Below are 21,546 nucleotides of genomic sequence, written 5' to 3'. Positions count from 1 at the left end.
AAGCCGGTCAAGGATGCTTTTGACAAGGTGCTGACGGACCTCAAGGCGACGTAAAGTTGACTCGGCACTAAGATCAGGGCTGGACGAATCATGATCGGAGCTTCTTTCGAGGAGACAACATTATGCGGCCGACTGATGTTTCATCTGTTCGCGGCGCTGGCGAATTCCGGCGTGATCTGGTCAGAGAGCGGACCCGTGCCGGCCCAGAGGAACGTGGTAGGCGCGGCGGCCGCCGCCGCTGATAAGCTTCCAGGGCCCATGGCATCTGGTGGCTGGCCACAAAGTGCGCGAGGCCATCGCACCTTACGAGGCTCTTAGATGGTTACATGTGGGGGATAGTAAAATGATTGTAGCTGTTCCAAATAGCGGGGCGTCACGGATTAACCAATCCGGTGTAGAAGCATTACGAGAATTTCCTAACTTTCCGATAGGCGGGATCTTGTTCAAGGATATAGCGCCTATGCTGGCTGGTAGAGGTGCATTGGGCGAAGTCGTTTCTACCGTCGCAAGCCAAGTGTCGGGAACAGAAATCGATGCCATTTTGGCGGTTGATGCGCGTGGTTTCATCTTGGGCGCCTCATTGGCTGATAGGCTTGGTTGCGGTTTCATCATGGTAAGGAAACCCGGTAAACTGCCGGGGGACGTCCTCTCATTTGAATACAGCTGTGAATACTGCTCCGGAACCCTGGAGGTAACTGCCGGCCTCATCGGTGACGGCCTGCGATGCCTGATTGCTGATGACCTTCTAGCGACGGGTGGCACTGCTCGGGCGACTGGGAATTTTGTCAAGTCCCAAGGCGGAGAGATCGCCGGATACGCATTCATACTCGAAATCGAAGTTTTGAAAGGCAGGCGTCAATTGGACGACGCACCAGTGATCAGTGCGATGACGTGCTAGCGCAGCAGCATAGACGTGAGGAGGCAAGCGCATGAATACCCCTGATTGGCTTTCGACACCGCAGGACGTGCATGTAGCCAGTCAGACGCTACAGGCCCTCGTCACAAGTGAACTTTCGAAACGAGTCGTCTCGGAAAACGAAATTAAAACGATCTATCTGTTTCTAACCCGCAAGTGCAATTTGGGATGCCACCACTGTTACATCGCAGGCGTCGGGTCCAAGGCCAAGGGCATTGATTTCAACCTGGAGGCGATCCAAGGACTGATCGAGCAAGCACTACCCAATGGGCTGCGCAAGGTTAAGGTTTCCGGGGGTGAACCGATGGTTCACAAGGAATTCATGGCAGTCATGGAATATCTCGCATCCTGTGGGCTGAAGGAGCTGGTTTTCGAGACGAATGGAACCCTCTTTGACGAGTTCACGATCGAGCAGCTAAGTAGGCTCCCCAATTTGACGGTCTTCATCAGCCTCGACCATTTCGACCCAGAGGCGCACGACGCTTTCAGAGCAAAATCGGGTGCGTTCGCCAAGACTGCGATTGTCCTGCAGCGGCTTGGAAAAACTGACATCTCTACGGTGGTAACGACGACTGCCTATCGCAACAACTATGACAAGGTGATTTCGATTATAGATTTGGTGCTCGGCTGGGGCATCAAGAAGCATCGGACGCTGCTCAACATACATCCGATGGGCAACGCGCGCAGCCATGAGGACAATGCGATAAGCTTGGAGGAATGCAAGCTACTGATAGGCGATCTTTTGAAATCTCCCCATTTTGAGAGTGGCGCTGCATACATGACTCTGCCGCCGGCTCTGATGCCTCTCAAGTATCTGAACGGCGTGCATACTTGCGGTTGGGGCGACAACGTACTGGGCATACTGTCGAACGGACAAGTTTCGATGTGCAGTGCCTCCTACGATGATCCGGAAATGATCGCCGGCAATGCCTTCGAAATGCCCTTGATGGAAATCTGGCGCAACAGCCCGTTCTTCCATGAGCTACGCGAGGTGGTGAGTGGCGAGGTTAAGGGCGTCTGCGGCAACTGCGTGTTTTATCCAGTCTGTCGCGGCGTCTGCAAGATGAGTAGCTGGTCGCACTATGGTGAAAAGGACGCGCCCTATCCGCTGTGCCAGGAACTTTACAATAACGGAGGTTTTCCGGAGTACGCCCTGGTGGACCCGACGAAAGATTCCACCTACCGCCGCGGAGTTATAGCGAAAGAGCGTCGGCCCGCCGCCGAAGCTCCTGTCTATAACTTCTCGGAGGAAATCGCGGCTGCTGCGCAACACACTCACTAACGCAGGAGGCGCGACGTAATAATTGCTGTGTCGACGACGTAATTTAACCAGGTCAACAAAAATAACGTGGAGGATTGAGGATGAGCAGAGCTTTCCGAGGTGCGGCGGGTGTGGCGCACACACTTGCGAACAACGCGATACGATCCGGCAACAAAGCAGCCGCCCAGCAAGCCCAGGTGATTTCTCGTCTCGCGGAAGGACTCGCCCGGCTGCAGGCGGGTTTGGATGACCAAGCTCAGCAATTGACGGCTGGCCTTGTAAAATTAGAGCAATCGCTAAAGGTGTCACGCAGATCGCAACGGTCGAAATCCGGCTCACTCGCTGCTAACGGCGAACTACAAGACTACTACGTTGATATAACCGCCTCGAAGAAATTTGGCAAAGCCAATTGGCCGCGCGCCGCCGATTCAGGTCTTGTAGGACGCCGCATTGGGCGAGGACCGGTTAGGATGACTGGTTCCGACACACAATCGGCAAAGGCGGTTACCGCCGCATTCGCCAAACTTCTCTCGGCTCAGGCACAATTGCTGCAGATACGCAGTGAAGTGGAAGACCTCAAGAAGGTTCAGAGGTAGCGGCAATGGCTAGTTCCCGACTGTTTGGCTACGCCGTTGACGAAGAGGATGGCAAGCTGGTAATCGTGATTGACGGATTGCTTGCCGAAAGTTGCATCCGGCAAATTCGGGACAGCGCCCAGACGGGCCGCGGTGGTGAACTCTTGTCGCGATTGCTGCCGGTAAGTTCGGTTTACAAGCTTATGTCTGGACAAGAGGAACGCGCTGAAGAAACGCTCAGCCTTGAACAGTTGCTTGGACAAAACGTCGACCAGAGTTTCGCTTCCTTCGAACAACAGTTCGCCGACCTGAGGCAGACACTAGCCGAATTCGGCAGCCCGGAAAGTTCGAAATAAATCACGCAGCCGTATCAGGAGTCTCCGCGATGCTTCGGTTGTCACCAGAAGACTCTATTTTGCTGATCACCTGCCGGGCCTACCTACGACCCGAGGATGAAGAGCGTTTGGTTCGTCTCTGCAAGGAGCCTGTCAACTGGCCCTATGTGGTATGGCGCGCCGAGCATAATCGGACGGTGCCGCTGCTTGAGAATCACTTGCGCCGCCTCGATTTGTTGACACTATTGCCTACTGAGGCGGCGCATTACGTTCAGTGCTGGACTGTCATGTCAAAGGTCAGGTCCGCACTCGAATTTCGCAATCTGCCAGAAATCATGGATGCGCTGGATCGGGCCGGCATCGCCTGGTTCCTGGTGAAGGGACCAGATCTCGCGCTTCTCCACTATCCCGATCCACTCCTACGGCCGATGACCGATCTCGACATCATGGTCAAGCCCGCTGACGCGCAGCGCGTGCAGCGGCTCATGTTCGATCTCGGCTACCGGCACGGTATTTTCGACCCTTCAAATGGCAACTGGCATCCGGAACGAAAGGAACTCGATGACGAAACCTTCCGCGAAAGCTATTCCTTGCCGGTGTTTGTAAGGATAGAATCCGTTGAATCTCCGTTCCCTGGTCCCGCGGTGCCACGCCAGCTGCGCTACCGCCACGTAAAGGGATACATCGATTCCGCGAAGAAGCTGCACATGCCCATCTTCATTGATATGCATGTAAATCTCTCCGTCGGCATCGATGTCGAAGACATATGGTCAGGCGTGCGTCTTGCAAACGGTCTAGGCCGCATATTGCAGGTCCAATCCGCGACTGGCGCCGTCTGGTTCCTTTCGGCCAGGCTTTATCACGAGGCCTTCCTTTATAATTCGCTTCGACTATTGATGTTCGGCGATCTTCATGCGGTTCTACACAAAGAAATGGCGAATATTAGCTGGGCGGAGGTCGCTGCGATAGGTTACAAATACGAGATGAGGCCGGCGTTATATTTCGTCCTGACGCAGATGAAGCGCATCTGTGGGATAGACATACCGTCCGAGTTCCTAGAGCTCATTCGACCTGATCAAACCGAGGTACCACTTCAACATGATTGGGGCGACGTGTTGCCCAAACTGCTGTCTATTCCCACTGTTAACGATCTTGAGCTGGCGTAAATATGGCGCCCGAGTCACCATATCGTACAGATCCTGCGGCGAACGACCTTCGTATCGCAGCAACCGAAACCTCTGCAAAGTTTGCGTCAACAGTCCATCGGGCCCTCACGCGGTCAGGAATAACGATCCTAAACACGCAGGTGTTCAGCAATGGCCAGATGGCTGTCACTCCGCGCGACGGCGGGCTTGGCGGAAATGTGGTGGTCGTGCAAACATTTCCTGACAGCGTTCATGATCGTCTTTTCGAGTTGTTCCTAGCGCTTGGTGCCGTGCGGGCGCGGGGTCCCCGCACGATTACCGCTGTTCTTCCCTACCTCCCATATTCGCGTTCGGATCGCCCTGCCTTCGACGGCGGACCTGTACCGGTGCGAATCCTTGCGGGGATTATCGAAACGCTCGGTATAGATCGGCTGATAACTTTCGAACTCCATGTTCCTCAGCTGTGCGCCGCATTTGCCTGTCCTGTCGTCAATCTTCAGTTCGCTCCCGCCCTAGTTCGCCATCTCGGTTCTGCGGCCGTCGATGGCGACATGGTCGTTTCACCGGACTTCGGCGGAGCGAAGCGAGCTGAGCACTTGGCGGCCCTGCTCGGCTGCCCATTCGCTGTCATGCGCAAGCACCGCAGAGACGATGATGACTTTCGGGAGAGCGTCGAGATTCTGGGGGACGTTGCTGGCCGGACGATCATCCTGATTGACGACGAAATCAACAGTGGTCAGACGGCTTTTTCAGCCGCCGCACATCTCAAAGCGGCAGGCGCTCGCAAGATAACCCTTGCCGCAGCCCATGCCATATTCACGCCGTCGCTGAACGAAAACTGGGGACGGTCTCAGATCGACCGCATCGTTGTGACCGACAGCGTCGGACGTACCGACAATTTCCCCGACAGTGTCGAAGTAGTCTCGATCGGCAACGAAATTGCAGGCGCGCTGCAGGCACGCTGAGAAGCATTACCTGAAATCTAGCATCACGCGATTAACACGTGGATCGAGCGCCTGCTCGAATGCCTCTTGGGCGTTTGACGAGGGCCAAAGATTGACCTGCAGCACGTCGAAGCGTGCGGCGTGTTCAACGATGGTTCGAATGGCATTTCTCACGTCGTCCGCGCTTTGGGCTATGGTGCCGATCAGTTCAATTTCCCGGTAATGCAGAAAGTTAGCGCCTACCGATAACAAATCGGACGTCGGAATCGATTGGTAGAGTACAATCCTGGCACCGCGTGACGCCGCAGCTATGGCCCCCTGAATGCCTCTGACACCGAAGCGCGTGCAAAAGATGCAGTCGAAGCCCCAGCCATCCGTTAATTTCTCGACGAGTTTCGGATCAGACAGAGAATGAACTGACCCCGTTGCATGGGCGCCGGTCGACATCACAGGCCCATGCGTTGCCACGTCGTCATCGAAAAGGTAAACGTCGCATCCTTTGGTTGTCAGAAGTATCGAATGGAGAAGGCCCATCGTGCCTCCGCCGATGACGGCCACAGTGTCTCCAGCCTTTGCACGCGCCCTATTTATGCCGCGTGCCACGCAGGCGACAGGTTCAACTAACGCGGCACGCTCGGGAGCCAAAAAGGAAGGTACGGAAAAAACCTGATAGGCGGGTACGCCCACAAAATTGGCCAATCCCCCCGGCCCCTGCGGCACCCCTCCTCTCGCTTTAGGATTTAAATATGCACAGTGGTTGTCCAGTCCGAGGCGGCAGGCACGACATTGGCCGCATCTGCGCATTAAAAGCACCGCAACGCGGTCTCCTACGCGCAGGCCATCCGGTACATCGTCCGGCAGAGACACGATCGTGCCTGACAACTCGTGCCCGCCCCAATAGGGGTAAGTCGGCTTGGCGCCCCGATAAACGCGTTGCTCCGGTGTGCAGAGTCCACACAACTCTATCCGCACACCGACTTCGGACGATACGGCGAGTGGAACCGACAATGTCCATTCTTCAACCTTGCGGGGGCAAGTAATTACGAGTCCACGAACCTCCATACGAGACCTCTCGCTCCCCGACACACCGACTATCCTAATATGTACACTTACTTGCATCCAGAATCTAGCCAACAACCACAGGCGGCAGTCAGAAAGCTGATGAAATCACGTGCCTTGCTGGCGGGCTTGCTTATGTCCTGGGTCTTGACAAGCTTCTCGGAGATATCGTCGGCGCAAACGGCAAAGGACGTTTCAAGCGGCAGAAGTGTTCCCTTGCGCAAGGAGCGACGAAACTATTGAAGGTAGAGTGGAGCGCTTGGGCCGCGTCAATGCCACCAGCCTCAAACACGAGCCGCGGTTTACCAGCCCGTTCTTCGATGCATCCTCATCTCTGCGAAGATGCCATGTCGCCTTCCCTCATCTGCCCGCGCGAACCCTCCTAAGAGCCTATCGCCACATCGTCCAAAGCTTCATCCTTCGTGGCGCACCGGTTCGAACCGAACAGACCAACAATCCGAGTCGCACCGAGAAGGATGACGGCAACTAGATCGGTAGTTGGGCGGCCGCAACATCAGAAAGGTCTCAGCGTTTGCTGGACGCGTGCCTGCGATGGCGGTGGTGGCAACGATCTTCTCTGGCTGCCCCAAGCGCGGGAGAGGCCATTCGACGCTAGCAAGAGTTCGCTCGAACCTGATATCCGTTACCGCAACGACTTCGCTGAGACCACCTCCCAGGCACCATTCTACGATGCCGGCGAACAAGGTCAGCGTTGCCTCGTGAACGGAACCATCTCCCCTCCCCTCCCCTCCACTCTTCGAGGTGTCGACGCAAAAGCGAGAACTCTAGACCATCAGGGGATTGGCGTTCAGGCGGCCCTTCGGGAGCAGAGACGGAAATACGTCTACCAGCATGGTCGGTCCCATCGCAGACAAATCGCGTGCACATCCTGCAAGTGGTCCAGCCGCGGTGACATCCAGGATGGCAGTCGGGGCGAGAGCGTCAACCCCATCTGCCTCGCACTCGTCGACTACTTCTACATCCCAAGTGCGAGTGGAAAAGATCCTCGCACGTAGCCTATGATCGTCCTGAAGCAGCTACGCTTCGTAGTAAATTTTTGGTGTCGAGATCGCGAATACCTGCATGAATTTCTCCGCCGCCGTTAGGCGCCGGGAACTCTGCACGAATTGGAATCGGGCGTCCGTTGTCGAATGCTTACGGTTTTGTGCGAGTGAGTCGCGGCAAGGGGATCACCGACTTTGCCGAGGTCTTCTGCTTTTCGTCTAAATCGCCGGGGCACATTTGTAGGATTCACAATAAAACACACCATGACCAATCGGTACCGCGGTCTTGCTAAGCTGCAGGATATAAACGGAAAAATCCATTTACTCTACGTTCCGGGTTTATCCACGTTAGCCTTTCGTTAACCTAAAACCCCTTGCTCAAAATGCAGAATCGGCTCTAATAGCTAGTGGCGGAACTTTAGCGGTTTCGCGAAAAGTTCCGCCACTTGCAGGAAATGGATTTTGAGATGGCGAAAACCGCAGCAAACACAGCGCCGGTCGTCGAAGGGTTGACCGCATTGATGGAGCGTCATGCTGACGCTCTCTCCAGCCAACTTCAAGCACATCATCTCAAGGTCTTCCCGCCGACGTCCGAAAAGGGCATTCGATCCTTTGCACCGTCAGAAGCCTCAAAATTGCTTGGCATCGGTGAGTCTTATCTTAGACAAACTGCTTCGGAAATGCCTGAACTGCACGTTAGTATGAGCCCTGGCGGTCGACGCACGTTCACGATCGAAGATATTCATTCAATCCGTAAGCACCTGGACCTGATTGGCCGCGGGAACCGGCGCTACCTGCCCCATCGTCGCACGGGGGAGCAGCTTCAAGTCGTCTCGGTGATGAATTTCAAAGGCGGCTCGGGCAAGACGACGACAGCCGCGCATCTGGCACAGTACCTGGCAATGCGTGGCTACCGGATTCTCGCGATTGATCTTGATCCCCAAGCAAGCCTTTCCGCACTCTTCGGCAGTCAGCCAGAAACTGACGTTGGTCCGAACGAAACACTCTATGGCGCCATCCGGTATGATGACGAGCAGGTCCCAATCGAGCAGGTTGTCCGAGGAACGTACATCCCGGATCTTCATCTAATTCCTGGCAATCTTGAACTGATGGAGTTTGAGCACGATACCCCGCGCGCGCTTATGAACCGGAAGGAAGGTGACACGCTTTTTTACGGTCGGATCAGTCAGGTCATCGAAGACATCGCGGACAACTACGATGTCGTCGTTATCGATTGCCCTCCCCAACTTGGCTATCTCACGCTTTCAGCTCTGACCGCCGCAACCTCGATCCTCGTCACCGTCCATCCCCAGATGTTGGATGTAATGTCGATGAACCAGTTTCTGGCGATGACCTCGAATCTCCTTCGGGAAATCGAGAACGCAGGCGCCCAGTTCAAGTTCAATTGGATGCGCTACCTCGTCACTCGTTTTGAACCGAGCGATGGCCCGCAGAACCAGATGGTGGGCTATCTGCGTTCGATCTTCGGCGAAAATGTCCTCAATTTTCCGATGCTCAAGACGACCGCCGTTTCGGACGCTGGCCTGACGAATCAAACCCTCTTTGAGGTTGAGCGCGGACAGTTCACGCGCTCGACCTATGATCGGGCCTTAGAGGCGATGAACGCCGTCAACGACGAGATCGAAACTCTAATCAAAAAAGCATGGGGTAGAACCACATGAGTCGGAAGCACCTCCTTGACGTCACCACGGACGCGCCCGACAGCTCATCAGCTGCTGAACACAGAGCGGCAAAGACTCGCTCCATGCCGCTTCTCGGCGTGACCAGAAAAGAACGAGATCCAGCGACGAAGCTGACTGCAAACATCGGTAACGCGTTGCGCGAGCAAAATGATCGTCTTGGTCGTGCCGAGGAGATCGAGCGGCGTCTCGCCGAAGGTCAGGCCGTGGTTGAACTGAACGCGTCGTCAATCGAGCCGTCCTTCGTTCAGGATCGCATGCAAGGTGATATCGAAGGACTTCTTGCATCCATCCGCGAGCAAGGACAGCAGGTCCCAATCCTTGTGAGACCTCATCCCGTTAAACCCGCGCACTACCAAGTTGCCTTTGGACACCGCCGGCTGCGCGCCGTTTCGGAGCTAGGACTGCCGGTCAAGGCGGTTGTTCGAGACTTGACGGACGAGCAGTTGGTTGTCGCACAGGGTCAGGAAAACAATGAGCGCGAAGACCTCACCTTCATCGAAAAGGCACGTTTCGCACACAAGCTAAACAAGCAGTTTCCACGAGAAATCGTCATCGCGGCTATGTCAATCGATAAAAGCAACTTGTCGAAGATGCTCCTGCTTGTTGACGCCCTCCCCTCTGAATTGATCGATGCCATCGGCGCCGCTCCAGGCGTTGGACGCCCAAGTTGGCAGCAATTGGCAGAGCTGGTTGAGAAAGCATCGCCTCCGGCAGGCGCTGCGAAATATGCTGCCTCGGAGGAGGTGCAGGCGCTGCCGTCGTCGGAACGGTTCAAGGCAGTGATCGACCATCTGAAACCGCGTCGGACTGCGCGCGGGTTGCCAGACGTCCTGTCGACCCCCGATGGCGACAGGCTTGCGCAGGTCACGCAGAGCAAGAGCAAGCTAGAAATTACCATTGACAGGAAAGCCACGCCGGATTTCGCGGCTTTCGTACTCGAGCATTTGCCGGCGCTTTACCAGGAGCATCGCGCAAAGCATCAACGGAAACAGGGAGTGTAACCCGCAAAAGAAAAGAGCTCCCTCAACGTCGCCGTCGTGGAAGCCCTTCTGTCTCTGTAGCAAGAACAGAATCGCATTTCCTCGAATCCTCGTCAAGAGTCTTTGGCGCCGTTTTGGTGAGCGAATTTCCTTTGCCTGCTGAAAGGTGAGAGACAATGCAGTCGGGGAATGTAGCGACGCCGTTCGGGCGGCGGCCAATGACGCTTGCGCTCGTGCGGCGCCAGGCGGCAATGGAAATCAAGCATGGAAAAGCTGCCGATAAGTGGAAAGTGTTGAGAGACGCTTCCGCCGCGATGGAACTGCTCAAGATCCAGTCGAACAGTCTGGCTGTTCTTGACGCACTTTTGAGTTTTTATCCTGACAATGAGTTGCGTCAGGATGCACAATTGATTGTCTTCCCCTCGAATGCCCAACTGGCGCTTCGGGCGCATGCAATGGCGGGCGCAACGTTGCGGCGGCATATTGCCATTCTGGTGGAGTCGGGGTTGATCGTCCGTAAGGATAGCGCCAATGGCAAGCGCTTCGCCCGCAAGGGCGACGATGGCCAGATCGAGAATGCTTTTGGCTTCGACCTGTCGCCCCTCCTGGCGCGATCGGAAGAGTTGGCGATGTTGGCGCAAAGAGTGGCGGCCGAGAGAGCCTCGCTCAGGAAAGCCAAAGAGAGCCTTACAATTTGCCGGCGGGATGTTCGCAAACTTATTACTGCTGCAATGGTCGAGGGCGCCGACGGCGATTGGAAGACGACCGAGGACATCTACATTGCGCTCGCGAGCAGAATTCCGCGCGTTCCGACCCTTGAAGGGGTCACTAGCGTTCTCAATGAAATGGAGATGCTCCGTGAGGAAGTGCTTAATCGTTTGGAAAACCTCGAGAATGCTGAAAAAATTAGCACCAATGCTGCTCATATCGAGCAGCACATACAGAATTCAAAACCCGAATCCGTAAATGAATCTGAACCACGCTCCGAAAAGGAGCAGGGGGCAAAGGCGAGCTTGAGCCTTCAGCCGAAGAATGAATCGCAAAGGGCGTTCCCCTTGGGATTGGTGCTCAAGGCGTGCCCGATGATCAGCGACTATGCACCGCGCGGCGTGGGAAGCTGGCGAGATCTGATGTCTGCCGCTGTGGTGGTTCGATCTATGCTGGGGGTAAGCCCTTCCGCCTACCAGGATGCCTGCGAGGCGCTAGGACCGGAGAATGCTGCGGTGGCAATTGCGTGCATCCTGGAAAGGGCTAACTTCATCAACTCTCCTGGAGGCTATCTGCGGGATCTAACGCGCCGAAGTGAGCGCGGTGAATTCTCGCTTGGCCCGATGATAATGGCGTTGTTGAAGGCCAATGGGCAAGGCGGTTTGAGGGCTGGGTAAGTGCGGCTGATCGTTATTCCTGCCGTTGAGGATTTCGGTTGTGGTCAGCTGACCACCAAGCTAACCTCTTGGAAAACACCAACTTTCAAAGGCGGCTTGTCGCAGGCATTGTGCCGGTTACCGTCTGGCTCCCGAGCCAAATGACGCCTCTTAGGGGAACAGTAGACCGTGATCTCAATACGAACGCGCCCAAGGTCGCGCACGAACAAGACCAGGAGCGAAGTCTTCGCACGAAATGGCAGCCGCCTTTCATCAATTCATTGGCACCGGCGCGGCAAATCGCAAGGCGGCCGGCTGTGCCGGCTAATCGCGAGTGGGCGATGGCGCCGCATGGATAGGACGCAATAGGAACAACTACCTGCTGCCATCCGCAGCGCCGCAATCTACGGGGCTGATTCGCGGCGGCACTTCCACAACACTGGGAGAATTCATCAACCGCTATCTTGGGCGAGGTGACGCAATGAGCCACTCGACCCTATGGTCTTTTGACCAGGCAAGAATGGCATTCGAGGTGAGTTTGGTGCCGTTGTCGGAGAGATCATTGCGAGTTTCGAGCGAGGCGACGACCGGAGATCGAGGTGTCCGGGGATCGCCGCGAGGCATTCTCGCGTCGCGTCATCGACGATGTTGAGCACGCGAAACCCCCTTCCGTAAGCGAACTTGCAGGCACGCGCGCACCGATCCTGGCCAACGCGAAGGCTCTGCCCGCTGGTCGCTGGATTTTGTTCGTGACCAAAAGCAAATGATCCAGTGGAACATTTCTCCACCGAACGACTGAGGCATATACCTATCTCGCAAGGCCCAGCCATCGGCACAGTATTTGAGTCCGTTGAAGAAGGTGATGGGTCCAGGCGGCTTGGAGGAGGCATAGCCGTTCCAGCCGCCGAGTTTGGCGATGATCCAAGCGGCCCAGGCGAGCGAAGCTTTGGGATGGGGATTGGATTGCAGCTTGGTCTTGCCCTTGAAGCGGCTTTCGAGGGCGGCGAGCGTGTTGATCTCGTGGGGACTGACTGCCAGGCTTGCCGGGTGAGGATCGCCGCCACTGCGGTCCTGCACGAGTTGGAGGACGATTGCCGCGGCCTTGGCGGCGATGGCGACGAGCTTTTCCAGCCGCGGCGCTAACTGCAATTGGCTGTCTTCGATCTTGAAGCCCTGCGTCTTCATCACCCGGAAGAACTGCTCGATCATCCAGCGCTGCTTGTACCAAGCGACGATCTGCCAGGCGTCAGTCGCACTGGAGAGCGCATGGGTGGTCAAGAGCAGCCAATGCAAGGGCTCGACACCGTCGGGTGCGTCCGGTTCGACGACCTCGACCCAACTGAGCCTAACCCCGTCGGGCAGCCCTTCTTCGCGCAGGTTTTGCGGTCGCCTGATCGTCGCCTGGCCGAAGCGCAGGCACAACGTTGCCTGCCGCGCCGGACGGTCGGCGCGCTCGCGCAGCTCGATCGTTTGGGTGTCGCAGAACCGAACTGTCTCTACGACATCACGCAGTTTAGAGCCGCCGATGAGTGCATGGTCATGCATGACGCGCGACAAAAGATCGAAGCGTTGGTCGGGCAGGCGCGCCCACATCATAAAGAAGTCGCCCTATTGCGCGACCTCGCGACCGGCGACCGGCGACCGGCGGCTTCGGCGGGGGGGGGAGCGCCGTTGGGGTCGACCGCATCTACGGGCTCTATCGCGAAGAAGGACTTTCCGTTCGCAAGCAGAAAAGCCGGGGCGGCACTGTCGGCACGCGTGGCCCGATCCTGGTCGAAGCGAAGGCCAATGCCCGAAGCTCGCTGAATCTCGTTCACGACCAGTTCGCTTGCGGAAGGCGGTTTCGCGTGCTCAACTTCGTCGAAGACGTGACCCGCGAATGCCTGGCGGCGATCCCGTGCACCTCGATCTTGCGTCGTCGCGTCGCTCGCGAACTGTCGGTCCTCATCGAACGGCGCGGCAAACCGGGGATGATCGTCTCCGACAACGGCACGGAATTCACCTCGAATGCCATCCTTGCCAGGTCGAAGGATCATAGTGTCGAGTCGCACGGCATCACGCCGGGAAGCCGATGCAAAACGCTAATGTCGAGAGCTTCAACGGCCGGATGCGGGACGAGATGGTCAACCAAAGCCTGTTCCTCGGCTGCGATTATGCCCGAAGCGCCATTGCTGGGCCGACGATTACAACCACTTCCGGCCGCACTCATCGCTCGGACCAGACCCGGGCACGTGATGCAGATACCATTGCCGCAACCGGCTCCAACGCTGCGCGAGATGAAAGCTTCGCGTTTCCGCCACTTGGCGTACTCGGAGCGCGCAGGCTCTAGTTGTGAGCTTTCGGGAGGTTGTCCATTCAAAGCGGATTTAGGAGACTGGAGCTATCACACCTCGAGTCGGAAGGATCGCCGCGAATGAACATTCATAAGAATGCCCGACTGACGCCGTTGCGCCGGGAACAAATGGCGCTTGCTGTTATCGAAGGGCATCTGACCCAGGCTCAGGCAGCACAGGCCTATGGCGTCGCGGCCAAGATCGTCGCCCGTTGGGTCGAGCGTTTCAAGGCCGGTGGTCGAGAGGCGATGCTCGATCGTTCCTCCCGACCTCATGCCATGCCCCGGCAGACCAGTCAGGCGCTGGCGGAGCGCATCATCACGCTTCGCCGCCAGCGCCTGACTGGCAAGCACATCGCGATCGAAACCGGTGTATCTGCAGCGACGGTGAGCCGGGTTCTCAAGCGCGCAGGCCTCTCCCGCCTCAAGGATATCGAGCCGGCCGAGCCTGTGCGTCGTCATGAACGCCAGGCTCCCGGCGAGATGATTCATATCGACATCAAGAAGCTCGGCCGGTTTCATGAGGTCGGCCACCGCATCACCGGCGATCGCACTCGCCAGAGTTCGCGCAGAGGCAAGAGTTGGGGCGCCGGTTGGGAATGCGTTCATGTGGCCATCGACGATGCCTCTCGCATCGCTTTCTCACAGATATCGCCGGACGAGACGAAAGAAAGCGCCGTGGCCTTCTTGAAGGCGGCATTGGCCTATTATGCCAGCCTCGGGATCGCGGTCGAGCGCGTCATGACCGACAATGGTCCCTGCTACACATCAAAGCCATTCGGCCAAGCTTGTCGCGACAACGGCCTCAAGCACGTTCGCACCAGACCATATACGCCTAAAACCAACGGAAAGGCCGAACGCTTCATCCAGACCGCCCTCAGAGAGTGGGCCTACGCCGTCGCCTATCCCAACTCGGACATGCGCGCCGCCGAACTGCCACGATGGCTTCATCGCTACAATTGGCACAGGCCTCACGGAAGTCTAAACTCAAAACCACCAATCACTAGGCTCGCTCTTACCCAGGACAACCTGTTGAGGCTCCACATCTAGTCGCTGCCGGAGAGGATTGAGTGCTAGGTCAGCGGGTCCACTGATCGAGGTTTTTCGCCAGACTCTGCTGTCGTGGGCCAGCAAGTCTTTTGGGGTGGGACGCACTGCCAACAGCTGCTTTTCCGGTGGTCAGCTGACCACAGCTACAACACTCTGAAAAGAAACGACATTTTCGGGCGCTACTATGGACGGCGCATGACCCGCTCCTCGCGCCACCTCTCACAAGATCGGTTGTGTAGAGATAGGTACCGTCCTGTCGCCGCCATGGGTCGCGGGGTCTTGGCGGTCATTTTTGATCGTACATGACGTTCTAAGGGCATTGGTCATGGTTGCCCGGGTAGAATGGCCGACAGCCCTTCTATGCGGCTGGTGTAGTAAGGTCAGTTGATGCACGGAGCCGATTGAGCGGCTTCGTGTTCGAACGAACAATCGCGGTGTTTGTCACGACTGAAAGGAGACATTGCTTTGTAATCTTAACGGCGGTCTCCGCAGGATGCTTCAGGACGAAGACCTCCCAGGCTTCGAGGACAGTCGAAATTTGCTGGTCGTAAAACGAATGTTTGCAGATCTTCGGCCGTAATCATTCTTGTAGGAAATATAGCTGGCGGCGCGGACAAATGGCTCAATCAAATTGTCGAGCATCCTTGAAAGAACGCCGAAACGCGGACGGATTGTAAAAGAAACAAATACTGTCTGACTGAGTTCCGGCTCGCGCCCGAATTCGTCGTGCAGCCGAGACGGCTTTTTGGTAGCGAGGGGAGCGGCTGTCCTCTGCTTTTACCCGCGCCGCCGAGGGTCATGGCCCGCGCGCCTCTGCGGATCATAATCACCGCGGCTGAAGCCTTCAGCACGTTCCGGGGGAGGGGGCGAGCAGGCGGAGGAAGCCGGCTCCGCGGCGAGGATGTAGGCGCTGAGCTGAAACCGCGGAGCGATAGCGACTAGCGGTCCTGGCGCTACAGATCCCCAAAGGCCGGACCTGACGGCTATGCAGTCGAATAGCGACAAGAAAAGACTCTCTGCCATCGGGCGTCGGATGAACCATGCCCTCAACGGCGAATGAGGCCAAATCGGTGGGCTTCGTCCAGCAGGACCCGCACCGAGGACGGTTGCCAGTTCTTGCCGCTGCGCACAGGCCGTTCTCCCATCTGGTCCAGTTGCGCGGCAATGTCGCGCAGCGACAGGTTGGGATCGGCAATGGCAATTGCCGCCACCAGCTTCATCAGATAGTCTTCGGGAGCCCGGCGAGGGGATCGAGCAAGGAGTTCCTTCTCCGCGAGCTTTTCGCGTACCATGCGATGAACAGCGCGACGAAGGCGTTCGACGGTCCAGTCGTGGCCACGGCGATTGAGAACCCGCACGACATTGTCCCAACTGTGCTGCGGCCGGAGTTGACGCACCATCGGCAGCCACGTCTGCGCCGATGCAATGAGTTCATCGAGATAGAGCTTCTCCCGTGCCTGCGAGATTGCCTTGATCGCCTCCGGCCGTCGTTCTCGCAGACCGGGATTTCCAGGAAGCTTGCCGCGTGCCTTCGCCGCCTTAATGCCGGCTTTGGTACGCTCAGCGATTAGCGCCCGCTCGAGCTGCGCGACGGCGCCGAGGACCTGAAGGGAAAACATGCCCTGCGGGGTCGACGTATCGATTGGATCGCGGATCGACCGGAAATGCACGCCGCGGGCCTCGAGGTCCTCGATCACCGACAAGAGATGACTGACGGATCGGGCCAGTCGATCGAGGCGCACGACAATGAGGACGTCGCCGGCGCTAAGTTCAGCGAGTAATCGCGTCAGCACCGGTCGAGCCCGCGATGCTCCGGAACCATGCTCCTGATGGATCCGATCGCAGCCGGCTGCACGCAGCTCGTCCAACTGGGCATCGTGGACCTGTTCATCCGTCGACACCCGGGCATAACCGATCAGCCGCTTGGGAGATTGTTGGTTGTCAAATGTTTGTGGCTTTGCCATCGCGCTTGTAACGGCCCTGTCTCGAAGTAGTTTGTACAGATAAGGCATGCGTTAGAAATCGAACAGTTGCAAGCGTGTTTTAAGCATCAAATAGCGGCCCGCCAGACTCAAATCGCCACCCGAGATAAGCAACGGTGCGTCCGCACTGACAAACCCGCGCCAGCGGGCTCCTGTGGCGGAAAGGCCGGAAAAACAATGGTTTTGGAGATGCCGCGAGAGCAGGGGCCCGCAGGAGGGGCGCCGGCGCATCTTGCCGGAAGAAGGGTCGGGATCATGCGGGGCAACTGCGGCGGCCGAATCTGTCTCGGGGAGTCCGGTCATCCCAGGCGAAATCGGCCGAAAAGCCCGGAAAACCGCGCATTTCCGGCGATCCATGGGGACCGACATCGCTGATTTGCGGCGTTATAGCAATCACCTCCGATAAGCGATACTTATCGGAGGTGAGGTGTCGAACTGATGGCCGTAAAGAGTGACGGAAACTGATACGAGGTGCGCTTCCGTTTGGGAAAAGAACAACGTTAATTCATATAGTTAATTGGATGTAAAGATCTTAAACTTCGGTCAAGTTGCCGGTAGTGCACACGGCGAGATGAGCCGAGAGAGTATTCGAGCCGAGGCCGAGCCTGCCCGCCGCGTTGGTGGCAAGCTCGGTCAAACGCTGAGTATACCGGTATGCCGGCAGAGTGCGGCCGATTGCCCGTTCCGGCCTATGCCGCCTCCCAAACTTGGTTCAGGATCTTTGCCGCCAGCGCCGCCTTGTCCTGCGGCAAGAAGCGGCCATAGTGCTGCTGCACCACATCGGGGGTATCCTGGATCGCGTAGCTCGCCTGCTCGTAGGAGCCCGTCTGCTTGAGGATATGGGTCGCGAGAATATCCCGCACATTGTGTGGGCCGTGCGGCAAAAGGCCCTTGATGGCGCCGCGACCGGTGTAGGGGTTGTAGATCCCGTATCGTTGAATGACGGTCCGCCAGGCCTCATAAAAGGTCGTGGAGTCGTAGGCGGCGTCGGTGCTGGTCGTCTTGACCGTCTTCACGAACAGGGTGCCGGGGTCCTTCGCGCCGGCGAGCAGCACACCGCGATGCCGGTCGATATAGGCATCCAGGTAGTGGTAGAGATCGAGCAGATCGGGCAGGATCAGCCGGAACGGTTTTTGCCCAAAGAAGGACGAGCCGGAATTCTTGAATGCGACGGACGGAATGAGCACTTCCCAGCCACGCTCGCGGTCGCTCCATCGCAGCTCCCCGCACTTCATGTCTTCCAGCCGGCGCTCCGCCGTCGGAAAGTGACGGCGCGGGCAGACGCGCAGCTGCCGAAGGTTCTTCTGCCGCAGCCCCAGATGCAACCCAAGCCGAAGCATCAGGAAGGAGCGGACCGCTTCCGCCGCGGGCCGGGGATAGAGATGCTCGTCCGGCATGCGCTTCAGGATTTCGTCGGTGATCTTGCGATACTCTGCCAAAGGGCTGTCTGCTTCGAGGATCACCATGATCGGCTCGAACGGATCACGATGCACCCGCATGACCCGCTGAACTTCCTTGGAGCGATTGGCAGCATGCCGATGAAACGCGTCGCAGGCGCCATGCCAGTCACGCGAAGCGAATTCGATCTCCTCTGGAGCGATCAGGCCTTCGATGGGCCTGACATTCTTCAGAAGCTCCGGATGCTGTCGGATCCAGCCGACCTCGGCACGGGAGAGGGCTTGTGCGACCATCAGCATGTCTTCTTCCCACTTGGTATAGAAGCCGCGCCGCTGCTCGCGCCATTGCAGATACCAGTCCCAGACGCCTGGGAAAATCAGTAAGCCGAACGTCAATTGGCTGAGCGGGACGCCACGACCCTTGACGACACCGGCGGGTGAGGCGGCCAGCGCCCCGAACATCAGCCCGAGATGCTCGATCTTTTGCGATGCCGTTTCCTCGCCCCACACACCATTGCGCTGAAACCCGATCGCCGTCAGTGTCGAGGTCTTGAAGCGGATCAGGTCGGCCATCTCCATCGCCAGCCGCGGTGGCGCATCGACCACGCCGGAAAGAAGATCCGGATCCTCGAAGGATTCGTCCGCACTGCGACTGGCGCCGCTGGACAGCACGGGAGACCGGGGAGACAGGGATCCTCCGCCATAGGTGATGCCGGGAAACCGGATGGCATAAAGTTGCTTGCTGGCCGCCGCCTGGTATCGGCGATAATCGGTGGAACCGGAGATGATGACACGCCGCACCCAGCCGATGATCTCCTCGCGCTTGGAGAACGGCAGGCTGCCAAAGTCATCCGGTAGATGCCATGCCAGTCGCCGCCGCTCGGCAGGGCTGATATCGCCAAGGTCGTGACCATTGAGCGAGCGGGCCTGATGCGGGAGCTTGGCCTTGAAATATCCGTCCGCCAGTCGGTAGCGCCGCTCGATGCGGGCGAGGATATCGAAGCTGGCAATGGATCTCGGCGCGCGTTCACCCTGGATCCATGACAACAGTGTCTTGTGGTCAAAAGTCTCGCTGAGACGAATGATCGCGCGATAGAGTTGCCAATAACTGTCGCCGAAGCGGCGCATGTGGTAAATGAGCGCGTCCTGAAAGCTTTCGGGATCGTCCGTTGCCTCGAACAGCGGTTCGGGAAATTCCTGGATCGGTTTCGGTTCCGGTCCTCTGGGCGCAGAGGCGGATTGGGCCGGAGTGTTGTCGCTGCCCATTCGTTGGGGCTTGCGGGTTGCGGATGCCCCTGGTGCTGGCGCGCGACGAACGGGTTTGGGCGATTTGGTTTTCGGGCTTGTCGGCCGAACGTCTTCCGCCGCAGGCGGCAGGCGGAGCCATCGGAGGATGGCGTCGAGAGCAGGGCGCAGCTGGTTTTTTAGCTCCGGTGTCATCTCGTCATCGATCCCGCAGGCTTCGCCGATCGTCTTCCAGTTGATGCGGCAATTCTGCAACGGCGGTGACTTCCGGTAGATGATCAGGCTGATGAGGTATGGTCGGATATTTTCCAGGACCCGTTTTGATGCGGTCGGCGCGATACGGACTTCGCAATATTCGGAGATTTTTCGTTGAAAATGGCGTCCGGAAACGTCTTGTTTTGGCATAGTCGCATTCCATATCTCCCGGCCCCAATGCCGGGGGCGAGCGGAATAGGAGCTGTCCTTTAACAAACGGTATAATAATCGGCCCGATGGCTTCCTGGATTATACCTCGGGATCGAGCAGCCCGACGCCGCGCGCCTATACCTGTATGACAACCAAGCACTTTCGCTCTGCATCCGACAGGGAGACGTTCCGCGACCTACGACGCAATGTAGCGGCTCGCATAAAATAATCGTCAGTGGTTAACTCTCACCGTTGATTGTTCTCGGATTACTTGACTCTAACGTGCAGAAAAAAGAAATATTCTGCTACTAGGGGTGGGGCAATTCATGACAAACGAGCAAGCATTCGCTGCAGGAGTGGGGGTCGTACTAATCCTGTGCCCGTTCCTCATGGCGTTTTTCATCTACAAATTTATACGGGCGAATGGTTTGAGAAAGCGCGCCGAGAAGTCTCTCGAGGAGGCTCATAGTGCGTTGAGCGAAAGCAACGGTGCGCTTGGCGTCGCGCAAACTCGAGGCGCCGAGATGGAAACTGAAAAGAATGCGCTGGTGGAATTCATTCGCAGGGTCGAGCAACGCTACAAGCCTATCATGGATTTGGATAAAGAGGCGGAAGCCGTTCAAGGATCGATCAAAACGCTCAATACCGACCTCTCGGTGCTGCGTTCGTCGTACGCAGAAAAGAAGGTCATATTTGATCGCCTCATTAAAGAAGTTGCGATTTTTGATGAGAAGCTCGCCTTCGCGGAGATGGGCGTCTACGAGCCTCATTTCGATTATACGGACAGCGAGGAGTACAAACGGAATGTTGAACGCGTGCGGGCGGCGCAGAAGAATATGGTCACCGATAAGGCCGCGGTGATCTGCCCGACAACTTGGACGGTGGATGGTAGCACTGCCAAAGGTCAGACGATGACGAACCGAAACATCCGGCTGACGTTGCGCGCTTTTAACAACGAATGTGACGCGGCAATCGCCAACACGCGTTGGAACAATGTTAATGCGATGGAAAAGAGAATCGGAACTGCCTTTGCCCAAATCAACAAACTGAACGAATCCAATCAAGTTTTCATCACGGAAGGCTATTTGAAACTTCGCTTGGAGGAACTCTTCCTGACCCATGAGTATCGCGAAAAGCTCAAGGCTGAGAAGGAGGAGCGAGCGGAGCTTGCTAGGGCGCAGAAGGAGGAGCTAAAGCTCGTTCGTGACATGGAGCGCGCCGAGGAAGAGGAGGGTCGTTATCAGCGCCTCCTCGACAAGGCGAAGGCGGAAGCCGAACGTGCAGTCGGGCCGAAGCTCGAAGCCTTCAATGCGCAAATTGCAATGCTGGAGCGTGATCTCGAGGAAGCACATGCGAAGTTCGAACGTGCGCAAGCCATGGCCGAGAAGACTAAATCTGGCTACGTGTACATCATTTCGAATATCGGGTCGTTCGGCGACGACGTCGTCAAAATTGGTCTAACGCGGAGGCTAGATCCGGCAGACCGCGTCCGCGAGCTCGGCGACGCGAGCGTTCCGTTCACTTTCGACACGCACGCTATCATTTACAGCGATGACGCACCGGCGCTCGAACGAGCTCTCCATAAAGAGTTCGAGGCTGTTCGAATTAATGCGCAGAATTTCCGGAAGGAGTTCTTCCGGGCTCGCATCGACGAGGTTGAAGCTGCGGTCACAAGACTTGCTCCTGGCGCACCATTTTTCCGCGACGTCGAAGCGCAGGACTACCGCGAGACGCTCGCGCGCCGGAACGCGACATTGGCCGCGCTCGAGGTTGCAAGCGACTATAGGCTTCCCGAAGCGATTTGATTTTTTCTCATCCAATCGCTGTCGGGCGAGGGGTCGTGCCCCGC

15 protein-coding genes and 3 pseudogenes are annotated in these 21,546 nt (G+C 57.2%); 12 read left to right on the top strand and 6 right to left on the bottom strand.

Features of this window, described 5'->3' with window-relative positions; genetic code table 11:
* Window positions 1-343 precede the first annotated feature (343 nt).
* The 6 genes from AF337_RS07015 (at window position 344) to prs (ending at window position 5,197) form a co-directional block, all read left to right on the top strand.
* Window positions 344-898 carry an adenine phosphoribosyltransferase gene (locus AF337_RS07015; protein WP_004672710.1) on the top strand — a complete coding sequence of 185 codons (555 nt, stop codon included), beginning with the start codon at window positions 344-346 and terminating at the stop codon, window positions 896-898.
* Window positions 899-929: 31 nt separating this feature from the next.
* Window positions 930-2,198: a radical SAM/SPASM domain-containing protein gene (locus tag AF337_RS07010; protein WP_049731551.1), complete on the top strand. Its 1,269-nt coding sequence runs from the start codon at window positions 930-932 to the stop codon at window positions 2,196-2,198.
* Between the two features lie 80 nt (window positions 2,199-2,278).
* Window positions 2,279-2,773, top strand: coding sequence for a hypothetical protein (locus AF337_RS07005; RefSeq protein ID WP_004672713.1), 495 nt, complete (start codon window positions 2,279-2,281; stop codon window positions 2,771-2,773).
* A gap of 5 nt (window positions 2,774-2,778) precedes the next feature.
* Window positions 2,779-3,108 (top strand): hypothetical protein, encoded by a 330-nt coding sequence (locus tag AF337_RS07000; RefSeq protein WP_004672714.1) that lies wholly within the window; start codon window positions 2,779-2,781, stop codon window positions 3,106-3,108.
* Window positions 3,109-3,137: 29 nt separating this feature from the next.
* Window positions 3,138-4,253: a nucleotidyltransferase family protein gene (locus tag AF337_RS06995; RefSeq protein WP_004672715.1), complete on the top strand. Its 1,116-nt coding sequence runs from the start codon at window positions 3,138-3,140 to the stop codon at window positions 4,251-4,253.
* A 2-nt stretch (window positions 4,254-4,255) separates the two neighbouring features.
* Window positions 4,256-5,197, top strand: coding sequence for a ribose-phosphate diphosphokinase (gene prs / locus AF337_RS06990; protein WP_011053499.1), 942 nt, complete (start codon window positions 4,256-4,258; stop codon window positions 5,195-5,197).
* Between the two features lie 6 nt (window positions 5,198-5,203).
* On the opposite strand, the gene AF337_RS46040 is transcribed toward prs, so the two are convergent.
* Both AF337_RS46040 and AF337_RS39900 read right to left on the bottom strand, forming a co-directional pair.
* Window positions 5,204-6,238, bottom strand: coding sequence for a zinc-dependent alcohol dehydrogenase (locus AF337_RS46040; RefSeq protein WP_011053500.1), 1,035 nt, complete (start codon window positions 6,236-6,238; stop codon window positions 5,204-5,206).
* 410 nt (window positions 6,239-6,648) lie between these two features.
* Window positions 6,649-7,272: pseudogene (locus tag AF337_RS39900) on the bottom strand (acyl-homoserine-lactone synthase).
* A gap of 434 nt (window positions 7,273-7,706) precedes the next feature.
* On the opposite strand from AF337_RS39900, the gene repA reads away from it, so the two are divergent.
* The 3 genes from repA to repC all read left to right on the top strand — a co-directional run bounded on the left by repA (window position 7,707) and on the right by repC (window position 11,307).
* Window positions 7,707-8,921 (top strand): plasmid partitioning protein RepA, encoded by a 1,215-nt coding sequence (gene repA, locus AF337_RS06980; protein WP_011053501.1) that lies wholly within the window; start codon window positions 7,707-7,709, stop codon window positions 8,919-8,921.
* Window positions 8,918-9,943 carry a plasmid partitioning protein RepB gene (repB, locus tag AF337_RS06975; protein ID WP_004672729.1) on the top strand — a complete coding sequence of 342 codons (1,026 nt, stop codon included), beginning with the start codon at window positions 8,918-8,920 and terminating at the stop codon, window positions 9,941-9,943. The genes repA and repB overlap by 4 nt, the downstream gene beginning before the upstream one ends.
* 155 nt (window positions 9,944-10,098) lie before the next feature.
* Window positions 10,099-11,307 carry a plasmid replication protein RepC gene (gene repC / locus AF337_RS06970; protein WP_011053503.1) on the top strand — a complete coding sequence of 403 codons (1,209 nt, stop codon included), beginning with the start codon at window positions 10,099-10,101 and terminating at the stop codon, window positions 11,305-11,307.
* A 450-nt stretch (window positions 11,308-11,757) separates the two neighbouring features.
* Here the strand turns inward: repC and AF337_RS39890 are convergent.
* Together AF337_RS39890 and AF337_RS06965 are read right to left on the bottom strand one after the other, a co-directional pair.
* Window positions 11,758-11,969 (bottom strand): annotated as a pseudogene (locus AF337_RS39890) (IS3 family transposase); the annotation flags it as partial.
* Complete coding sequence (locus tag AF337_RS06965) at window positions 11,923-12,879, bottom strand: IS4 family transposase (RefSeq protein ID WP_342028410.1); 957 nt, start codon at window positions 12,877-12,879, stop codon at window positions 11,923-11,925. The pseudogene AF337_RS39890 and the gene AF337_RS06965, both read right to left, overlap by 47 nt.
* 101 nt (window positions 12,880-12,980) lie before the next feature.
* Between AF337_RS06965 and AF337_RS06960 the strand changes: the two are divergent.
* A pseudogene (locus AF337_RS06960) lies at window positions 12,981-13,615 on the top strand (integrase core domain-containing protein); the annotation flags it as partial.
* A gap of 84 nt (window positions 13,616-13,699) precedes the next feature.
* Entirely contained in the window at window positions 13,700-14,668 is a 969-nt protein-coding gene (locus AF337_RS06955; protein WP_011053284.1) for an IS481-like element ISRel2 family transposase, read from the top strand.
* A 1,046-nt stretch (window positions 14,669-15,714) separates the two neighbouring features.
* On the opposite strand, the gene AF337_RS06950 is transcribed toward AF337_RS06955, so the two are convergent.
* Both AF337_RS06950 and AF337_RS06945 read right to left on the bottom strand, forming a co-directional pair.
* On the bottom strand, window positions 15,715-16,632 hold the full coding sequence (locus tag AF337_RS06950) for a recombinase family protein (protein ID WP_008534020.1): 918 nt from the start codon (window positions 16,630-16,632) through the stop codon (window positions 15,715-15,717).
* A 707-nt stretch (window positions 16,633-17,339) separates the two neighbouring features.
* Window positions 17,340-19,697 carry a hypothetical protein gene (locus tag AF337_RS06945; RefSeq protein WP_049731550.1) on the bottom strand — a complete coding sequence of 786 codons (2,358 nt, stop codon included), beginning with the start codon at window positions 19,695-19,697 and terminating at the stop codon, window positions 17,340-17,342.
* A 326-nt stretch (window positions 19,698-20,023) separates the two neighbouring features.
* On the opposite strand from AF337_RS06945, the gene AF337_RS06940 reads away from it, so the two are divergent.
* Entirely contained in the window at window positions 20,024-21,502 is a 1,479-nt protein-coding gene (locus tag AF337_RS06940; RefSeq protein ID WP_049731549.1) for an SNIPE associated domain-containing protein, read from the top strand.
* Window positions 21,503-21,546 lie beyond the last annotated feature (44 nt).

The sequence above is a fragment of the Rhizobium ecuadorense genome (assembly GCF_001187535.1).
Lineage (GTDB): Bacteria > Pseudomonadota > Alphaproteobacteria > Rhizobiales > Rhizobiaceae > Rhizobium > Rhizobium ecuadorense.
Note: the sequence above shows the minus strand (reverse complement) of the source record. Positions and strands in the feature narration are given on the sequence as shown.